The organism is Rhodococcoides navarretei (assembly GCF_038069675.1).
Taxonomy (GTDB): Bacteria; Actinomycetota; Actinomycetes; order Mycobacteriales; family Mycobacteriaceae; genus Rhodococcoides; species Rhodococcoides navarretei.
This window is the reverse complement of the sequence record NZ_JBBPCN010000001.1, coordinates 3,757,912-3,776,638: the sequence shown is the minus strand read 5'-3', so window position 1 is coordinate 3,776,638 and position 18,727 is coordinate 3,757,912. Positions and strand designations below refer to the sequence as shown.

General features: G+C 64.5%; 15 protein-coding genes and 1 tRNA gene. 7 read left to right on the top strand and 9 right to left on the bottom strand.

Annotated elements, in window-relative coordinates:
- The first annotated feature begins 70 nt into the window (after positions 1–70).
- From egtA to egtD, 4 genes are read left to right on the top strand one after another with little or no spacing between them, the layout of a single operon-like run.
- Positions 71–1,327: an ergothioneine biosynthesis glutamate--cysteine ligase EgtA gene (gene egtA / locus AABD04_RS17630; protein ID WP_341441961.1), complete on the top strand. Its 1,257-nt coding sequence runs from the start codon at positions 71–73 to the stop codon at positions 1,325–1,327.
- On the top strand, positions 1,324–2,628 hold the full coding sequence (gene egtB / locus AABD04_RS17625; protein ID WP_341441960.1) for an ergothioneine biosynthesis protein EgtB: 1,305 nt from the start codon (positions 1,324–1,326) through the stop codon (positions 2,626–2,628). The genes egtA and egtB overlap by 4 nt, the downstream gene beginning before the upstream one ends.
- The gene (egtC, locus tag AABD04_RS17620; protein WP_341441959.1) at positions 2,629–3,378 is read left to right on the top strand and encodes an ergothioneine biosynthesis protein EgtC; all 750 of its coding nucleotides are present in this window, start codon (positions 2,629–2,631) and stop codon (positions 3,376–3,378) included. It abuts the gene before it with no gap.
- Positions 3,375–4,343 carry an L-histidine N(alpha)-methyltransferase gene (gene egtD / locus AABD04_RS17615; protein WP_341441958.1) on the top strand — a complete coding sequence of 323 codons (969 nt, stop codon included), beginning with the start codon at positions 3,375–3,377 and terminating at the stop codon, positions 4,341–4,343. Before egtC ends, egtD begins: the two co-directional genes overlap by 4 nt.
- A 101-nt stretch (positions 4,344–4,444) precedes the next feature.
- Here egtD and AABD04_RS17610 read toward each other — a convergent pair whose 3' ends face one another.
- From AABD04_RS17610 to AABD04_RS17570, 9 genes are all read right to left on the bottom strand, one after another.
- Positions 4,445–5,305 carry a DUF559 domain-containing protein gene (locus AABD04_RS17610; protein ID WP_341441957.1) on the bottom strand — a complete coding sequence of 287 codons (861 nt, stop codon included), beginning with the start codon at positions 5,303–5,305 and terminating at the stop codon, positions 4,445–4,447.
- A 183-nt stretch (positions 5,306–5,488) separates the two neighbouring features.
- Positions 5,489–6,868, bottom strand: a complete 1,380-nt coding sequence (locus AABD04_RS17605; protein ID WP_341441956.1) for an ABC transporter permease — start codon at positions 6,866–6,868, stop codon at positions 5,489–5,491.
- Positions 6,865–7,689, bottom strand: a complete 825-nt coding sequence (locus AABD04_RS17600; protein ID WP_341441955.1) for an ABC transporter ATP-binding protein — start codon at positions 7,687–7,689, stop codon at positions 6,865–6,867. The genes AABD04_RS17605 and AABD04_RS17600 overlap by 4 nt, the downstream gene beginning before the upstream one ends.
- 81 nt (positions 7,690–7,770) lie before the next feature.
- Complete coding sequence (locus AABD04_RS17595) at positions 7,771–8,430, bottom strand: response regulator (protein WP_243596238.1); 660 nt, start codon at positions 8,428–8,430, stop codon at positions 7,771–7,773.
- Entirely contained in the window at positions 8,430–9,626 is a 1,197-nt protein-coding gene (locus AABD04_RS17590; RefSeq protein ID WP_341441954.1) for a sensor histidine kinase, read from the bottom strand. The genes AABD04_RS17595 and AABD04_RS17590 overlap by 1 nt, the downstream gene beginning before the upstream one ends.
- Positions 9,627–9,644: 18 nt before the next feature.
- On the bottom strand, positions 9,645–10,271 hold the full coding sequence (locus AABD04_RS17585) for a hypothetical protein (protein WP_341441953.1): 627 nt from the start codon (positions 10,269–10,271) through the stop codon (positions 9,645–9,647).
- 183 nt (positions 10,272–10,454) lie between these two features.
- Positions 10,455–11,438 (bottom strand): ribose-phosphate diphosphokinase, encoded by a 984-nt coding sequence (locus AABD04_RS17580; RefSeq protein WP_308198140.1) that lies wholly within the window; start codon positions 11,436–11,438, stop codon positions 10,455–10,457.
- Positions 11,435–12,907, bottom strand: coding sequence for a bifunctional UDP-N-acetylglucosamine diphosphorylase/glucosamine-1-phosphate N-acetyltransferase GlmU (gene glmU / locus AABD04_RS17575; RefSeq protein ID WP_243608406.1), 1,473 nt, complete (start codon positions 12,905–12,907; stop codon positions 11,435–11,437). Before glmU ends, AABD04_RS17580 begins: the two co-directional genes overlap by 4 nt.
- 52 nt (positions 12,908–12,959) lie before the next feature.
- Positions 12,960–13,030 (bottom strand) — tRNA-Gln (locus AABD04_RS17570).
- Positions 13,031–13,288: 258 nt separating this feature from the next.
- Between AABD04_RS17570 and AABD04_RS17565 the strand changes: the two genes are divergently transcribed.
- The 3 genes from AABD04_RS17565 (at position 13,289) to mfd (ending at position 18,727) form a co-directional block, all read left to right on the top strand.
- Complete coding sequence (locus tag AABD04_RS17565) at positions 13,289–13,927, top strand: TetR/AcrR family transcriptional regulator (RefSeq protein ID WP_094613864.1); 639 nt, start codon at positions 13,289–13,291, stop codon at positions 13,925–13,927.
- Positions 13,928–14,116: 189 nt separating this feature from the next.
- Positions 14,117–14,761 (top strand): ScbR family autoregulator-binding transcription factor, encoded by a 645-nt coding sequence (locus AABD04_RS17560; RefSeq protein ID WP_341441951.1) that lies wholly within the window; start codon positions 14,117–14,119, stop codon positions 14,759–14,761.
- A 387-nt stretch (positions 14,762–15,148) separates the two neighbouring features.
- Entirely contained in the window at positions 15,149–18,727 is a 3,579-nt protein-coding gene (gene mfd / locus AABD04_RS17555; RefSeq protein ID WP_243608467.1) for a transcription-repair coupling factor, read from the top strand.

Genomic DNA, 18,727 nt, shown 5'->3' with positions numbered 1-18,727 from the left:
GCGTTTTCGATCCCCGCAGCTGGGTACGTTCGGTAGCGAAGAACGTGTTGAGTGCGGAAAGAAGGAATGAGTGTCGTCCAACGAGAAGTCTCTGGAGCTGAGCTCACGCCCGGCAGCAGAGGCATACGTGTCGAAGGTGTGTTTCAAGCTGGGGCCACCGGCTCTCATCGGTGCCGAACTCGAGTGGCTCACCGCCCTCGACGACGGAACGCGTCCCACCCTTTCTGCGCTCGCAGCCGCGCTCGGTGATCATTCCCCGCGCAGTATCGCTCCCGAGTCGCCCGCCCAGCCGTTGCCGGGCGGAAGCATCGTCACCGTCGAACCCGGCGGTCAAGTCGAATTGTCCAGTTCGCCTTATACATCCGTTTCCGAGCTCGCGCCGATGCTCGACGCGGATGCCCGATTGTTGCGCGACATGCTCGACGCCTCCGGCATCGACATCCTCGCTGTTCCGGCCGACGCGACTCGCGCCCCCGAGCGGCTTCTCACCCTGCCGCGGTACTGCGCGATGGAAAGCCGATTCACCACCATCGGCCCGTACGGCAAGCTGATGATGTGCAACACCGCAGCGACTCAGGTGAGTGTCGACGCCGGCCGGGATCGCGCCGACGTTGCCGCGCGTTGGCGGATGCTCCACGTGATCGGCCCGGCATTCGTGGCTGCCTTTGCACGCTCGCCCGAACTCGCCGGAGCTCCCGATGGAACGTGGGCATCCCAGCGCATGCGGACGTGGCTCGAACTGGATTCCAGCAGAACGGATTCCAGTAGAACTGCGGTACCGAACACCGGCGACCCGATCGCGGACTATGCCAGCTGGGCACTCGACGTGCCACTGCTCTGCATCCAGGGCACCACGCGGAACTGGGAAGCGCCGGCGGGCACCACGTTCGCTCAGTGGTTGGACGATCCCGACATCGTCGGCCGCGCAGCGACTCACGGTGATCTCGACTATCACCTGACCACCTTGTTCCCTCGGGTACGCGCCTGCGGCTACTTCGAGATTCGCTATCTCGACACTCAGCCGGACGGCCAGTGGGTGGTTCCCGCAGCCGCGTTCGAGGCGTTGCTGTCCACACCCGAGCTGGTGGCTCGCGCCACCGAGATCGGAGCTGGGACGGCTGGACGCTGGCTCGACGCGGCTCGCGTCGGGCTGGCAGATCTCGATCTCCGCACTGCCGCAACCGAACTGCTCGATCTCGCAGCGGAGGTCGGCGGGGAGTACTCCGACCACCTCGCTGCGGCATCCCGTCGGTGCAGTTCAGGCGAACCTCCCAGTGAATTCGATATGGCATCGCCGGATTTTCGGAATCGAAAGGAATCGGTGTGAGCGCCGAACAACTCAGGAGCAGGATCGAAACGGTCCTCACTCGCAGTCGTGCCCGCAGTGCGGCACTCACCGACTGTGTGGACGAGACCGAACTGATGGCACAGCATTCGCCGCTGATGAGTCCGCTGGTCTGGGACCTCGCGCACATCGGCAGCCAGGAAGAGCTCTGGCTCGTCCGTGACGTCGGCGGTCGTGATCCGGTGCGTCCCGATATCGACGAGCTGTACGACGCGTTCAAGCACTCGCGTTCGTCGCGCACGTCGCTTCCGCTGCTCACTCCGGACGAGGCGCGCGTCTATGTGCAGACCGTCCGCGACAAGGCCTGGGACGTGTTGGATCGCACTACGTTTCAAGGTAGGCCCGTCGAGAAGCTCGGTTTTGCTTTCGGGATGATTGCCCAGCACGAACAGCAGCACGACGAGACCATGCTCGCGACCCATCAATTGCGCGTCGGGCCTGCGGTTCTGACGGCTCCTGCTCCGCCTGCCTCCACGGTGCCGGTGTCGGGTGAGGCCGTCATCGCCGGTGGCCCGTTCTCGATGGGGACCTCGCTCGACCCGTGGGCACTGGACAACGAGCGCCCGGCTCATGCCGTGCACGTACCGACGTTCGCCATCGACCGAGCCCCGATCACCAACGCGCAGTTCACGGATTTCATCGCCGACGGCGGTTACGAACGCCGTGAACTGTGGACCGAGAAGGGCTGGCACCATCGCGTCGATGCGAATCTGACGGCTCCTCAGTTCTGGGAGACCGACTCCGACGGCACGTGGTGGCGTCGCAGCTTCGGCGTGCGTAAGCCGGTGCGCCCGCATCAGCCTGTGGTGCACGTCAGCTGGTTCGAGGCCGACGCCTACGCCCGCTGGGCAGGTAAGCGTCTGCCGACGGAGGCCGAGTGGGAGAAGGCCGCGCGCTACGACGCCCGGACCGGTAGCAGCCACGCCTATCCGTGGGGCGACGCCGAACCCACTGCTGCACATGCCAATCTGAACCAGCGGCATCTGGAACCGGCGGACGTCGGTGCCTATCCCGACGGTGCCTCCGCTGCCGGTGTGCATCACCTCATCGGTGACGTGTGGGAATGGACGTCCTCTGAGTTCGAGGCGTACCCCGGCTTCGAGGCGTTCCCCTACGCCGAATACTCCGAGGTGTTTCTTCGCGGCGATTACAAGGTGTTGCGCGGCGGCTCGTTCGGAACCGACGAGGTGGCGTGCCGAGGCACGTTCCGTAACTGGGACCATCCGATTCGCCGGCAGATCTTCAGTGGGTTCCGGTTGGCCCGCGACGTCGAGCCCAGCTGAATGTGCCGTCACCTCGGGTATCTCGGCCCTCGCACCTCCGTCGGGGGAGTGCTCACGGACGGCGATCACAGCCTGCGTGTGCAGTCGTATGCCCCCGACGACATGCGCGGCGGCGGCACCATCAACGCCGACGGATTCGGTGTGGCTTGGTGGGACGCCGATTCTGTTCGCGGCTACCGCAATCCCATGCCCATCTGGACCGATCCGGCCGTCGACGATGTTCTGCCGCAGCTCGAGTCGACGTCGGTGATCGCCGCGGTGCGATCGGCCACGGTGGGAATGCCGGTGGAACGCTCGGCTTGCGCGCCGTTCACCGACGGCCGCTGGGCGTTCAGTCACAACGGTGTCGTCCGCGGCTGGCCCCATTCGCTGACCGACCTGTGGTCCGAGGTGCCGCCCGAGGATGCACTCACGTTGCCGGCTCCGACCGATGCGGCCGCTGTCTGGATCGTGTTGCTCCAGTTGCTCACCCGCCTCGAACCGCCAGCAGCCCTGGCCACGTTGGTGCGGCGCATCGAAGCACGGGCACCGGGCTCCAGGCTCAACTTCCTCCTCGGTGATGGGGAAAACCTGTACGCCACCGCAGTGCATCACGCATTGTCCGTCCGCAGTTCCGGCGACGCCGTCACCATCGCGTCCGAACCCACCGACGATCACTCCGACTGGACGCCCATCGACGACCGCAGTCTTGTCGTCGCCACGGCATCGGATTTCACCGTTTCCCGTCTCGATGAAGAGGAGCACAGATGAGCACTGTCGAGGTACACCTCGCAGACACGGCACTGGTGGACGAATTACGCAAGGACGTGCGGGACGGGCTCACATCCGATCCGAAGTGGCTCTCGCCCAAGTACTTCTACGACGCCGTGGGCAGCGAGTTGTTCGAGCAGATCACCGTCCTGCCGGAGTACTACCCGACCCGAACCGAGCGGGCACTGCTCGAAGAACATGCCCTCGATATCGCCGAGGCAACCGAATCCACGATGTTGATCGAGCTGGGCTCGGGTTCATCGGAGAAGACGAAGATCCTGCTCGCGGCCGGGGTCAAGCATGGATCATTGAAAACGTATGTGCCGCAGGATGTATCGGTCACGGCGCTCGAAGGTGCCATCGAGCAGCTCTCGCTGGAGTTCCCCGCCCTCGACGTGCGCGGCATCGTCAGCGATTTCACCGACACTCTGAGCAATCTGCCGGACGGCCTTCGGCGGACGATTGCGTTCCTCGGTGGAACCCTGGGCAACCTCATTCCCGAGGAGCGCGAGGAATTCCTGGGGGCTATCGCCGGTGCCCTGGATTCGGGCGAGTATCTGTTGCTCGGTGTCGGGCTGGTCATCGACCCGGACGTGCTGGTCCCGGCATACGACGACGCCGCAGGGGTGACAGCGCAGTTCAATCGAAATGTGCTGTCGGTGATCAACTCTCGGCTCGGTGGGAACTTCGATGTCGATGCGTTCGAGCACGTCGCTCTGTGGAACGCCGAGCAGGAGTGGATCGAGATGCGGCTCCGCGCCACGTCGGCGCAGGAGGTGTACCTCGCCGATCTCGATCTGCACGTGCACTTCGATGAAGGCGAGGAACTCCGCACCGAGATCTCGGCGAAGTTTCGACCGCAGGGGATCACCGACGAACTGGCTGCAGCAGGATTCGACGTCGAGCATCTGTGGACCGACACCGACTCCCGCTTCGCGCTCATCCTTGCGCGGAAGGGTGCGTAGCTCGCGCCAAGTGGGCACCAGTGCACGCTACGATCGCCGATCGTCGGAATCCCGTCGATCGGCGTCGGTAGTGCGCACTCCGGCCCGCCACATCCGCGCGTTCACGGGAGTCGACGGTCCGTTGCCGCGATCGACTTTCGGCGACGCCGCACCACGGTGATGATTTCGTCCACAACGCGATCCAACTCCGCAAGTGCCGTCGCCGCCGAGTATCGCAGCACCAACCAGCCGTCGAGCACCAACTCGTTCTGCCGTCGACGATCGTTGTTGAACGTGGCGGGATCCGTATGGAACTCTCGGCCATCGATTTCGACGATGACTCGTGCGGAAAAGTCGACCAGGTCGCCGTAAAACTTTCCTACGCGCGCATTGGTCTCCATTGTGAAGTGGCGAGCGGTCAATGCCCGCGCTACCACGCGCTCCGGCTCGGATCGTGTTCTCGGGCAGCATGTTCGAAGCTGCTTCCGAACGGCAGCCATACCGTGCATTCCTTTGGCCGTGTCACACAATGCGGCAACCCGTCGCCACGGCAGATGATGATCGATGGCGTTGTCGAAGAACTTCTCGAGATCGGGCGTCGACAACGAGGTCGCGATGTCGACGAATGTCTGTTCCAGTGACACGACTCGCAGGCCTCGGTGGAGTACGGCATCGAGCAGGAGGCGTCGGCGATGGATTCGAATCCAGGGCACCGACCTCGACTGGGTGTTCGGGGCTACCGTGACCGAGACGAGACGCGGTTCGTAGTCGATCAGTCCCCACAACCAGGCCGCACTTTCGTGGCTCAGCACGGCATCCGGTCTCCACAGAGTCGCACCGGTGCACAGGTCGAAGTAGTCCGGTTTCTTCGTCGCGTAGACCTTCGGCAGTAGGCGTACGAGTTCGCCCGACTGCGATCGCTTCGAAATCGTGCTCGTACTGAGCCCTTGCGCCACCAATTGCTGCGCCGTGTAAACCCCCATTGGTACACCGTTGCGGCTATGGAGCCCCTGCAACAGTGGCAATCTCGCAATTGTGGATAACTCGATGACGTTATCCACAGGCAGTGCCCGGCAGAGTGGGCACCAGTGCACGCTACGACCGCCGATCGACGGCATCCCGTCGATCGGCGTCGGTAGTGCGCAACCCGGCCCGAAGCCTCGCGATCAGGCATCCGCCAGCGCAACGACCGGCGAGATCTGATTCGCACGTCGCGCCGGTGTCAGTGACGCACCGAGTGCGAGGAGGCCACCGCACAACACCGTTCCGGCGATGACGGCCCACGGCAGGGTGGGTGCGGTGAGCCCGCGCGAATCCAGGGAGCCCAGCAGCGATTGTGCTGCGGCCCAGCCGTAGACGATGCCGAGGATCAGACCGAAGCCCATCGATGCGACCACCATCTGGCTGCTCTCCGAGACGATCATCGCCCGAATCTGCTTGCGGGTGAATCCGAGTGCGCGGAGCAGACCGATCTCCCGGGTGCGCTGCAGAATGCTCAGCAGCAAATTGTTCACCATCCCGACCGCCGCGATCACAGCCGAGAACCCGATGAGGCCGGTCATGATTCCCACCGTCACGGTGAGGACCTGGTCGACCGATGCTTCGTCGAACTCGTTGACGAGCATCGACCGGTAGCTGTACATCGCGACCGCGAACGTCGTCACCAACGTCACCCCGATCAGCAATCCCACCGCGGTGCGGGTGCTGCGATCCGGATAGCGAATTGCGTTGGCCGAGGCCAATCTCGCCGCTGGTCCGCGGCCGAACAGTCTGCCTACCGCCTTCAGCGTCGCGGGCAGAATTCGGTAGGCACCGACCATGATTCCGGTGAACGACGCGACACCACCGAGGAAGGCGACCAGAACACCGCCCGGGTTGAGCATCCCGACCAAGATCCCGAGGCCGAGCAGCGCGACTCCGCCTGCGATCAGCACGATCGACAGCACCGTCCTGACACGACGTGACCGCGGAGCCTCCACTCCCGTGTCGACGGCACCTCCGGTTGCCTGTACAGGCGTCACGTCCAGGACCTTTCGAGATCCGACATACGACGCGAGAGTCGTCGTCAGCACCACGATGACAACCGGCAGAATCACCAGCGGTTGAACGGACGTGTACTGCACGTCCGGCAGCTGACCGGCCGAGACCGCAACGGCCCGGGCCAGGTGACTCGCGCCGACGCCGAGGACCATACCGACTGCGCCACCGAACAATCCGACGACGAGGCCCTCGCGTGCTACCGATCGGCGCAGGTCACGAGAGCGGGCTCCCAGCAGTCGAAGTAGTGCGATGGTGCGGGTGCGCCCCGCGACGATCGTCGCGAACGTGTTCGAGGTGACCACCGCCGCGACGTACAACGCGAGGCCGATGAATACCAGCGCCACGCTGTACAGCGCAGTGACGGCCGCACCGTCGGCGTCCCCGAAGATATCGACGAGAAACGCCGTGGCCTGAATCAAGACCACACCGAAGAACGACGCCAGCGAGGTGACCAGAATGCTGGCACCGTGCTCCTTCGACGCCCGAGCAGAAGTCAATCCATTCATGATGCTGCTCCCTCGAGGTCGTTCCTGCCGGCTCCACTCCGTGTCTTCTCGAGGTCGTTCCTGCCGGCTCCACTCCCGCTCTCCATTCCCAGCATGTAGCTCGAAATCTGCTCCGCATTGGAACGTCCCAGCTCGTCGACGATGTGCCCGTCGGCGAGGAAGACGATGCGATCGGCGTAGCTGGCCGCGATGGGGTCGTGGGTGACCATGACGATCGACTGGCCGTACTCGCGCACCGCTGCAGCGAGTAGGCCGAGAACCTCACGGCCGGTGCGGGAGTCGAGGTTGCCGGTGGGCTCGTCGGCGAAAATCAGATGCGGCCGTGTGCCCAGCGCCCGGGCGATCGCAACGCGCTGCTGCTGCCCACCCGAGAGCTGATGCGGGCGGTGGTTCACCCGCTCCTGCAGTCCGAGAGTGTCGATGAGCTGCTCGATCCATGCCGACTCCTGCGCGGTGGGCGCGCGGCCGTCGAGCTCGAACGGCAGCAGGATGTTGCCCCGAACATCGAGGGTGGGGACGAGATTGAAGGACTGAAAGATGAAGCCGACCTGCTTGCGCCGCAACGTCGTCAGAGCGTCGTCGTTCGCCGAGGTGATGTCTGCGCCGGCCAACATCAGATGTCCGGCGCTGGCGTTGTCCAGGCCTGCCATGACATGCATCAGGGTCGACTTTCCGGAACCGGACGGACCCATGATGGCAGTGAACTGTCCGCTGTGTATATCGAGAGATACGTTGTCGAGGGCGCTCACCGGATTGGAGGAGTCGCCGAAATACTTGCTGACCTGAAATGCCCGGGCGACCGGGGGATGTGTTGTCGTCATGTCCACAACGCTATGAACTCGGCGGACCGGAGTAATCAGGCGCGAGTCTTCGCCTCGTACATCTGAAGGATGACTTCGGGGTCAGTCTCCGGTGAGTCCGTGCTCGAATGCGTAGACCACCAGCTGCACCCGATCACGCAGGTGCAGCTTGGCGAATATGCGGCTGATGTGCGTTTTCACCGTCGCCTCGCTCAGGTACTCCAGCTCGGCGATCTCCGAGTTGCTCAATCCGCGGGCTGTGAGCCTGAAGAGTTCCTTCTCCCGCGCAGTGAGAGTGGCGAACGCATCCGGAACCTTCGGCACCACCGGCGTCGGCGTGAAATGAGCCAGCAAACCCGTTGTCGCGGAGGCGGCGATCACCGAATTACCCGCGTGCACCGTGCGGATCGCGGCGAGCAGAAATTCCGGGTCCGCATCCTTGAGTACGAATCCACTTGCCCCCGAACGAATTGCCCGTGCCGCACTCTCGTCGAGGTCGAACGTCGTCAGGACCAGGATCCGCGGAGGAGTATCGGAGGCAGCCAGAATCTGCTCGGTGGCGGCGATACCGTCGAGCACCGGCATCCGGACGTCCATGAGCATCACGTCCGGAGTCGCCGACGCGGCGAGCTCGACGGCTTCTCGTCCGTTACCCGCCTCGCCGACGAACTCCAGATCGGCCTGTGAGGAGATGAGCATGCGAATGCCCGCCCGGAACAGTTGCTGGTCGTCGACCAGCGCCACCTTGATTCGATCGGCCATCAGTTGATTCCCTTCGTGGACGATCCGGCGGCAGGAAGCCAGGCAGTCACGGTCCACGACGAGCCGTCGCCGGTCGCGGTGCACATACCACCGGCGAGGCTGGCGCGCTCTTTCATTCCTGCGACTCCGTGACCGGAGGTTTCGGGGCTCGAACGCCTGGGGAGAACGCTGTTGCGCACCGTCAGTTCGACGCCGGCAGAATCGGATTCGATGGTCACGGTCACCGGTCGGTCCGGATCACCGTGTCGCAGGGCGTTGGTCAGCGATTCTTGGGCTATGCGATACAGCGCCAAGTGCGTTCCGGCGCCCAACGACACCTCGGTGGGGTCTATCGAGGAGTCGATGGTCAGGCCGGTGGCACGCATCTGATCGAACAGGCGCTCCAGATCGCCAGGGCCAGGGGTCGGTAGATCACCCTGACTGTGCCGAAGCTGCCCCAGTAGCACCCGAACGTCGGACAGAGCCTCGCGGGCGGTGTCGGAGATGGTCGTCAGTGCGGTGTCGACGGCAGCGGGATCGACGGCGCGCACATAGCGTGCACCGTCGGCCTGCGCGATCACCACGGCGAGCGAGTGCGCCACGATGTCGTGCATGTCGCGGGCAATTCGGTTGCGCTCCTGCTCGATTGCCACTTCGTGTTCGGCGCGGGCCTGATGTACCTCGGCAAGCTCGCGCGCGTGTGCGGATTCGATGGCCGAGCGGCGCGCGTAGGCGAGCCGGCCCAGGGCCCAGGACAGACCGAGCATCGCCCACAGGCCCGCGAGGAGTAGGGCGAACTGTAGGAACCGAGGTTCCTGGTAGACCTCTTCGGTCGGCGAACCGAATGGATTGCCGTCCACGTAGGCCAGATACAACGCTGCGATCACTCCGCCGCCGACGGCCGACGCCAGCCCGAGGCGTCGAATCACGTTGTCGCCGTACGCGGCCGTGCAATACAGGATCGCGAAGATCGCTGTATCGGCCGAGAGATCGAGTACCCCGCCGACCATCTGTACGACGGCGAGCACCCAGGCGAGCGCCAACGACAGTCGCGGTGATCGGCGCCGAACTGCCAGTGCGAGGCCGAACCCGATCAGGACAACCACGGCGGGAGAGCCGTAGGGTCCGCTCAGGGTCGACGGCAGCAGCAGAAGAACGAAGACGACGGCGTAGGTGACGTCGAGCACCTGCCGTGAGATCGAACGCTTGCGTAGCACTCGATCAGACTACGTGGATCAGTTGGTGCGGCGACGAGCCTTCTCGAGCGCGGCCAGAGTGGACAGCACGGTTGTCCGCTGCCGTTCGAGATCCTTCATGCGAGCACGTGCAGGCAGGCCCTGCACGCCGTCGAGCGCGCTGATCTGCTCGTCGACGGAGGTGAGCTGGCCGAGCAACTTCTCCACGCGGGACTGCAGTTCGATCGCATCGATTCCGGTGACACCGGCCTGCGACTTCTTCGTCGGTGCCTTCGCCGGAGCGGACGTCGGCGAGGCCGGTGCGTTCCCTGCGGCAGCGGCCCTGGGACGCAACGCTTTGCGGACGGCAGCCGGATCGGGCAGCTTCTCGAGCCGAATACGGTTGAGCACCTCACGTGCATCCCGAGCGGTGACGCGGTATTCGCGCTCCTCCTCGTCCTCGGACGCCAGCGTGCCGCCCAGAGGGCGCAGGCCGTACATCCCGATGAAGTGCTTGGCCTCGTCGATGACGGCTTCCTTCTCGCGGCACAGACCACAGCGCGGCTCGTTTCGGAAGTCCTCGACGCTGTCGGTGCTACCGCACCAGACGCACCCGCCCGGCGTCCATCGGGCGATTCTGACCGTAGTAGTTCCAGCCGGGCCGTGGGAAGAGTCTGCGTCGATCACGACGAGTCATCTTAGGTGACAACAAAACCCGCCCCGCACACCCCCGTCTCGCGAGCTGCATGTTCGGGTCACGGACGTGACGTAGTTCATGCGACGCGGACGGAGAGTGGGCGGGGCGGGTTTCGGATCGAGCGAAACAGACTAGGGGGTCGGGAGTGGAGCCTGCGGAATGACCAAGGGGTACTAGGCGCTGCCGTTGAACAAGCTTGTCACCGAACCGTTTTCGAAGACCTCGCGGATGGTGCGAGCCAGCAGCGGAGCGATCGAGAGCTCGGTCAGCGTGTCGAAGCGCTTCTCGTCGCTGATCGGCAGGGTGTTGGTGACGACGACTTCCTTGGCACCGCAGTTGGCGAGGCGCTCGGCGGCCGGGTTGGACAGCACGCCGTGGGTTGCAGCGATGACGACGTCACCCGCTCCGGCTTCCTTGAGTACCTTGACTGCTCCGGCGATGGTGCCGCCGGTGTCGATCATGTCGTCGATGAGGATGCAGGTGCGGCCTTCGACGTCACCGACCACGCGGTTGGACTTGACCTGGTTGGGCACCAACGGGTCACGCGTCTTGTGGATGAAGGCGAGCGGTGCGCCGCCGAACGAGTCGGCCCACTTCTCGGCGACGCGCACACGGCCGGAGTCGGGGGAGACGACGGTGATGTGCTCGAGGCTGTACTTACCGCGGATGTGATCGGCGAGCTGGCTGTGTGCATGCATGTGATCGACGGGGCCGTCGAAGAAGCCCTGGATCTGATCGGTGTGCAGGTCGACGGTGATGATGCGGTCGGCTCCTGCAGTCTTGAGCAGGTCGGCGACCAGGCGGGCGGAGATGGGCTCGCGGCCGCGGTGCTTCTTGTCCTGTCGCGCATAGGGATAGAACGGCAGGATCGCGGTGATGCGCTTGGCCGATCCGCGCTTGAGCGCGTCGATCATGATGAGCTGTTCCATCAGCCAGGTGTTGAGCGGGAACGGATGCGACTGCAGCACGAAGGCGTCCGATCCGCGGACCGACTCCTCGAAGCGAACGAAGATCTCGCCGTTGGCGAAGTCACGCGCGGTCTGCGGGGTGACGTCGATTCCGAGTTCCTTGGCGACCTGCTCGGCCAACTCCGGATGTGCTCGACCAGAAAACAACATCAGGTTCTTCTGGTTGTCGATCCAATTAGGGGTGGTCACTGCTCTTCGCCGTCCTTTTGTTCTTGCCGATCACGATCTGCGAGCGCCGCTGCTTTCGCAGCTTCGGTTCCGGGCCTGTTGTCGATGACCCAGCCTTCGATATTGCGTTGCTTGCCACCGGAGACAGCCAGCGCGCCGGGAGGAACATCGTCCCGAACCACTGTTCCTGCACCGGTGTAAGCGCCGTCGCCCACATGCACGGGTGCGACGAACGTCGAGTCGGAACCGGTCCGTACGTGGGATCCGATTTCCGTACGGCTCTTGTTGACGCCGTCGTAGTTGGCGAAGACGTTGGAGCAACCGATGTTGCTGTGGTGCCCGATCGTGGCGTCGCCGACGTACGTGAGGTGCGGAACCTTGGTGTGGTTGCCGATCGTGGCGTTCTTCGTCTCGACGTAGGCACCGAGTTTGCCGCCTTCGCCCAGCACCGTGCCGGGACGAAGGTAGGTGAACGGCCCGACGGTGGCGTCAGGTCCGATCACGGCCTGCTCGGCGTGGGTTCGTACGACCGACGCGCGCTCGCCGATCTCGACGTCACGCAGGGTCGAGTCCGGCCCGACGATGGCGTCGTCGGCGATGTGGGTCTTGCCGTGGAGTTGGACGCCGGGTTCGATGCGGACGTCCGCGCCGAGGGTGACGTCGATGTCGATCCAGGTGGTCGACGGGTCGACGACGGTGACTCCGGCCCGCATGTGCCGTTCGACGATGTGGCGGTTGAGCACGGACGTGACGTGCGCGAGCTGGACGCGGTCGTTGACGCCCACCACCAGATCGGGATCGGCGAGCTGGGTGCCGTAGACGGCTTTGCCGTCGGCCTTGCTGATCTTGACGACGTCGGTCAGATACAGCTCGTGCTGAGCGTTGGCGGTGCTGAGTTTGCCCAGGGCGGTACGCAGTGCAACGGCGTCGAATGCGTAGACGCCGGAGTTGACCTCACCGATCAGCACTTGAGCGGGGGTGGCGTCGGCGTGCTCGACGATCTCGGCCACTTCGCCGTCGTCGGTGCGGACGATGCGGCCGTAGCCGTTGGCATCGTCGGGAAGAAAGGTCAGCACTGTTGCAGCCGCGGGCCGCGGGGCGCTCAGATGCTCGTCGAGCAGAGCTTTGAGTGTGTGGCCGTCGAGCAGGGGAACATCGGCCGCGGTGACGAGGATCGTGCCCTCGAAGTCGTCGGGAAGGGCCGCGAGGCCGCACTGGACGGCGTGTCCGGTGCCGAGCTGGCGATCCTGGACGGCGGTGTGAATCGTGCGACCGAAGGTGGCCGCAAGGTCGTTGACGGCGTCGGTCACTCGCTCGCGATCGTGCCCGACGACGGTCACCAGATGGTCGGGGCCGAGGTCGGCGGCTGCGTGGAGAGCGTGCGCGAGCATCGTGCGGCCGGCGAGGGGGTGCAGAACTTTCGGAGTCTTCGACCGCATTCGGGTACCTGCACCCGCAGCGAGAACGACCACGGCGGTCTGCACAGGCATTGAGCTCCTCAGGCGGTAACGCGAAGACGGTATGCACGAATGATGTTGCTCGCTCCGCCGCCAGGACTCGAACCTGAACTATCTGAACCAAAATCAGAGGTGCTGCCATTACACCACGGCGGATAAACGGCCAGCGGTTTCATCAGTGGCCGACGAATCGAACGACTCATTCGTTTGCCGCTGCGCTCCCACTGAGCGCAACGATCCTCGCACGCGAGGTGGTGGTGAGTCGAACCGCGACGTAATAGAGACCACCCGACCCGTTCTGGTACCCGCACTCCCGACGCTCGAAACCGGATGGTTCGGGCATGGTTAGGGTGAAGGAAGGCGTCGAATGCGGCGTCCGACAGTGCACACGGTCGGCAACGGAAGCGGTTTTCCATGACAGGCGCAGCCTCCGAGCAGGAACGCTCACCTCGGGTCCGGATGACAGGGACGCAACGGCGCGAACAGTTGATAGAGGTGGGCCGGACGCTGTTCGCCGAACGCGGGTACGAGGCTGCCTCGGTGGAGGAGATCGCCGGACGTGCGAACGTGTCCAAGCCGGTCGTCTACGAACACTTCGGCGGCAAGGAAGGCCTCTATGCCGTCATCGTCGACCGAGAGATGTCGACGCTTCTCGGCATGATCACCAAGTCACTCGACCTCAATCGGTCGCGGATTCGCGTCGAACGTGTCGCACTTGCACTGCTGACCTACATCGAGGACCGGACCGACGGTTTTCGCATTCTCGTCCGTGATTCCCCCGCCGCTGCCGAGGACGGTAAGTACTCGTCGTTGCTCAACGAGGCCATCGGTCGCGTCGGGCACATGCTGGCCGGGGACTTCTCACGCCGCGGACTGGATCCCGAGTTCGCGCCCATGTACGCCCAGGCGTTGGTGGGAATGGTGTCGATGACGGCGCAATGGTGGCTCGATGTGCGCACACCGTCGAAAGAGGTGGTTGCGGCGCACGTGGTCAACCTGTGCTGGAACGGACTGACGAATCTGGAGGCCGACCCTCGATTGACCGAGGAATGAGACTCGGTTTCGACTCTTGCCTGGGAAAGAGGGGGTATCGTCCCCTTTGTCGGCCGTGAGAGCTCTGTCACTCCCCGCAGGGTTCTCGATCGGACCGATGCATGTTGGCACAAGACGTAAAGCCACTCAGTGGTACCGTTCGGGCGTAATTTGCGCAGTGGCAGTTCTGAAATTGCGAAGGCGGATCCTATGGTCAGGCAGGCTCGCGCTGAAATCACTCGCGACACCGTGCTGGCTGGCGCAGCGAACGTATTCTTGCGCCTCGGGTACGCGAACGCGAGCCTCAGCGAAATCATCTCTCAGTCACAGGTCACCAAGGGCGCTCTGTACTTCCACTTCGGATCCAAGGAAGAACTTGCGCGGGCGGTCATCGACGAGGGTAATTCCCGCCTGATCACTGCATGCCAGCAGTTCAACGACGGCCGCATCCCGGCGCTGGAAGCGGCCATCGGTATCTCCTACATCGTCGTCGACCTCTCGGTCAGCGATCCCATGGTCTCGGCCATGCTTCGGCTGAGCCATCAGATCGGCGACTACCGGGGGACCGAGGGCAACGTCATGGCCGGGTGGAGCGAATCGTTCGACAAGCTCGCCGCCAAGGCCATCGCGCAGGGTGACATCGACCCCAACTCGGAACCCAAGACCATCGGATCCCTCGTGCTCGAGATTCTGACGGGTGTGCACATGGTCGCCGTTGCCACCTCCACCACCGAGGAACTGCCGTCGCGCATGGAGCGCCTCTGGTACTACCTTCTTCCGGCTTTGGTGCCTGCCAACAAGCTCGACTACTTCCGCGAATTCGCAGCACGTCGAGTCATTCGCTTCGGGCCGTAAATCACAAGTTTCTCGAAACGAAGTCCGCAATATCGTCTCGAAGTCGATCCGGGTACGCACCGTTGATCGCAGGCGACGCGATCGTCACCGAGTGCCTGCATGATCCGGGTCACGACTCGGCTGCTGCCGCCGAGTCTCTCGCAGCAATGCTCGATGCCGCTCTGACGTAGCCCGTCCTCGTCTCCCGCCTGCCGTGCTGTCGGTGTACTCCCATAGACTCGGTGGTGACTGTGCGTGAGCAGCCATCGCCTCGAATCGCTTGTAGGAGCATTGCTGTTGTCTTCCGATTCTCTGCCTGCCATTTCTCCATCCGGGCCGGCCACGATCGTTCCCGACGCGGCGCTGCAACTCTCGGGTCTGGCGAGCGTGGCGCTGACGGATTCGTCGATGGTGGCCGTTGCCGACGCAATCGGAACCGCTGAGCACACGCTCATCGGACCGCACTCGGTTCGCCCGTTCGTCGCCGCTGCGATCGCGCAGCACACCCAGCTGTTGATCGTCACCGCCACCGGGCGTGAAGCGGACGATCTGACCGACGAACTCCGTCAGATTCTCGGCGGCGGAGTGGTCATGTTCCCGTCGTGGGAGACGCTTCCGCACGAGCGACTCTCACCGAGCGCCGACACCGTCGGTAAACGTCTCGACGTGCTCCGACGGCTCGCGCGCCCCGGCGACGCCGACTACGGCGACCCCCTGCGCGTCATCGTCACCACCGTCCGCTCGCTGGTGCAGCCGATGGCCCCTGGCCTCGGCGAGATCGAACCCGTGACCCTGAAGGTCGGTCTGGACATCGATTTCGACGGGTTGATCCACCGACTCGTCGAGTTCGGATACGTGCGCGTGGACATGGTCGGCAAGCGCGGCGAGTTCGCCGTCCGCGGCGGCATCCTCGACCTCTTCTCGCCGACGGCAGATCATCCGGTGCGCGTGGAATTCTGGGGCGACGAGATCACCGAGCTCCGTGCGTTCGCAGTCTCCGATCAGCGTTCGTTGCCCGATCACGAGGTAGATCTGGTCATCGCGCCGCCGTGCCGCGAACTGCTGCTCACCCAGGAAGTCCGCGATCGCGCTGCAGTACTCGCAGCCGACAATGCCGGCGACACCGCGTTGGTCGAGATGCTCGACAAGCTGTCCGCCGGCGTCCCGGTCGAGGGCATGGAGGCGTTGCTGCCGCTGCTGCAGCCGGGTGAGCTGCAATTGCTCGCCGATACCCTCCCCGCAGGAACGCACGTGTTGCTGTGCGACCCTGAGCGAATTCGTACGCGCGCAACAGATCTGGTGCGCACAGGCCAGGAGTTCCTCGAAGCATCCTGGACGGCTGCATCGATCGGTGGAGCTGCGCCGCTCGATACCTCCACCCTCGACACGTCCAGCCTCGAAGGGGCGTCACTCGACCTCGGTGCCTCTGCCTACCGTTCCCTGCGGCAGGTTCGCGAGTCTGCGCAGATCCACGGCCGTCCGTGGTGGACCATCAGCCCGCTAGCCTCCGGCAACGGCGAGGAAGTCGAACTCGCCGTCGATTCGGTTCCGGAGGTTCGAGGGTCCGAGGAGGCGCTGACGGCCCTGTTCGCGACCTTGCGGGCGCACATCGCCACCGGTGGTCGTGCGGTCATCTCCGTCGCCGGTGCAGGTACCGCCACCCGCATCATCGAACGCCTCGCCGAGGCGGAAGTGCCTGCAGCACATCTCGATTCCGGTGCGGTCCCGGCCGCTGACATCGTGAACGTCCTGTGCGGATCGTTGCACGACGGCCTGGTGTTTCCCGACGCGAAGCTCGTGGTCGTCACCGAGAGCGATCTGACCGGCAACCGCGTGGCCGCGGCGGGCGAGGGACGCAAGCTCCCGGCGAAGCGTCGTAATCAGGTCGATCCGCTCGCCCTCGTGGCCGGCGACAGCGTCGTGCACGATCAGCACGGCATCGGCCGATTCGTCGAGATGGTCGAGCGCACCATCGGCGGTGCGCGACGCGAATATCTCGTCGTCGAATATGCACCCAGCAAGCGCGGTCATCCCGGAGATCGACTCTTCGTCCCCATGGACTCGCTCGACCAGCTCTCGCGTTACGTCGGCGGTGAGCTGCCGTCTCTGAGCAAACTCGGCGGATCCGATTGGGCCAACACCAAACGCAAGGCGCGCAAGGCAGTTCGTGAGATCGCCGGAGAGCTCGTGCAGCTGTACGCCGCTCGCCAGGCGGCTCCCGGACACGCTTTCGGACCCGACACCCCGTGGCAGCTCGAGATGGAGGATGCGTTCGGCTTCACCGAGACGGTCGACCAGATGACGGCCATCACCGACGTGAAGGCGGACATGGAGAAGGCGGTTCCGATGGACCGTGTCATTCTCGGCGACGTCGGCTACGGCAAGACCGAGATCGCGGTGCGCGCCGCGTTCAAGGCAGTGCAGGACGGCAAGCAGGTCGCCGTGCTCGTGCCGACAACGCTTCTGGCGCAACAGCATCTGCAGACCTTCACCGCACGGATGGCGTCGTTCCCGGTGACCGTCAGGGGGCTCTCTCGCTTCACGCACGGCTCCGAGTCCAAGGAGGTCATGGCCGGGTTGGCCGACGGGACGGTGGACATCGTCGTCGGTACGCACCGGTTGCTGCAGACCGGTGTCGCGTGGAAGGACCTCGGTTTGGTCATCGTCGACGAGGAGCAGCGCTTCGGCGTCGAGCACAAGGAGCACATCAAGTCGCTCCGAACCCACGTCGACGTCCTGACGATGTCGGCGACTCCGATTCCCCGAACGCTCGAGATGAGCCTCGCCGGAATCCGTGAGATGTCGACCATTCTCACCCCACCCGAGGAGCGGCACCCGGTGCTCACCTACGTGGGCGCGTACAACGACAAGCAGGTCGCCGCGGCCATCAGGCGTGAGCTGCTGCGCGACGGCCAGGTGTTCTTCGTGCACAACCGAGTCAGCTCGATCGACAAGGCCGCGAAGAAGATCCGCGATCTGGTCCCCGAGGCCCGGGTGGCGACGGCACACGGTCAGATGAACGAGGAGACCCTCGAGCGCACCGTGCAGGGGTTCTGGCAACGCGAGACCGATGTGTTGGTGTGTACCACCATCATCGAGACCGGTCTCGACATCTCCAACGCCAACACACTGATCGTGGAGCGGTCCGATTCGCTCGGCCTGTCGCAGTTGCATCAGCTCCGCGGTCGCGTGGGGCGTAGCCGCGAGCGTGGCTACGCGTACTTCCTGTATCCGCCCGAGAAGCCGCTCACCGAGACCGCCTACGACCGGCTGGCGACCATCTCGCAGAACTCCGACCTCGGTGCCGGTATGGCCGTGGCGATGAAGGACCTCGAAATCCGTGGTGCCGGAAACGTTCTGGGCGCGGAGCAGTCCGGCCACGTCGCAGGCGTCGGATTCGACCTGTACGTGCGGCTCGTCGGTGAGGCGGTCGAGGCGTACCGCGCGGCCGCCGACGGAAAGCCCATCACCACCGACGAGGCACCCAAGGAAGTTCGTATCGACCTCCCCGTCGACGCCAACATCCCACCCGACTACGTCACCAGCGATCGGTTGCGACTCGAGGGCTATCGAAAGCTCGCTGCGGCAGCCGATTCCGAGGGCATCGACGCCGTCATCGAAGAGCTCGTCGACCGGTACGGCCCGTTGCCCGAGGAGGTCGGCCGACTGGTCTCTATCGCCAAGCTGCGCCTGATCGCCAAGGAATACGGTCTCACCGACGTCAACGTTGCCGGAACGCAGGTGAAGCTGGCGCCGATGGACTTGCCCGACTCCAAGCAGATCCGACTCAAGCGGCTCTACCCGAGCGCTGCATACCGGGCCACGACCGGAGTGGTCCAGTTGCCGCTGCCGCGCGTCGAAGGGGGCGGCGTGGGGGCGGCGCGCGTACGCGACGTCGAATTGGTGCAGTTCATCGCCGATCTCATCCTATCCTTGGACGGGAAGCCATCTCGGTCGGTGTTGTTGGAGCAAACAGTGGGGGTGTAG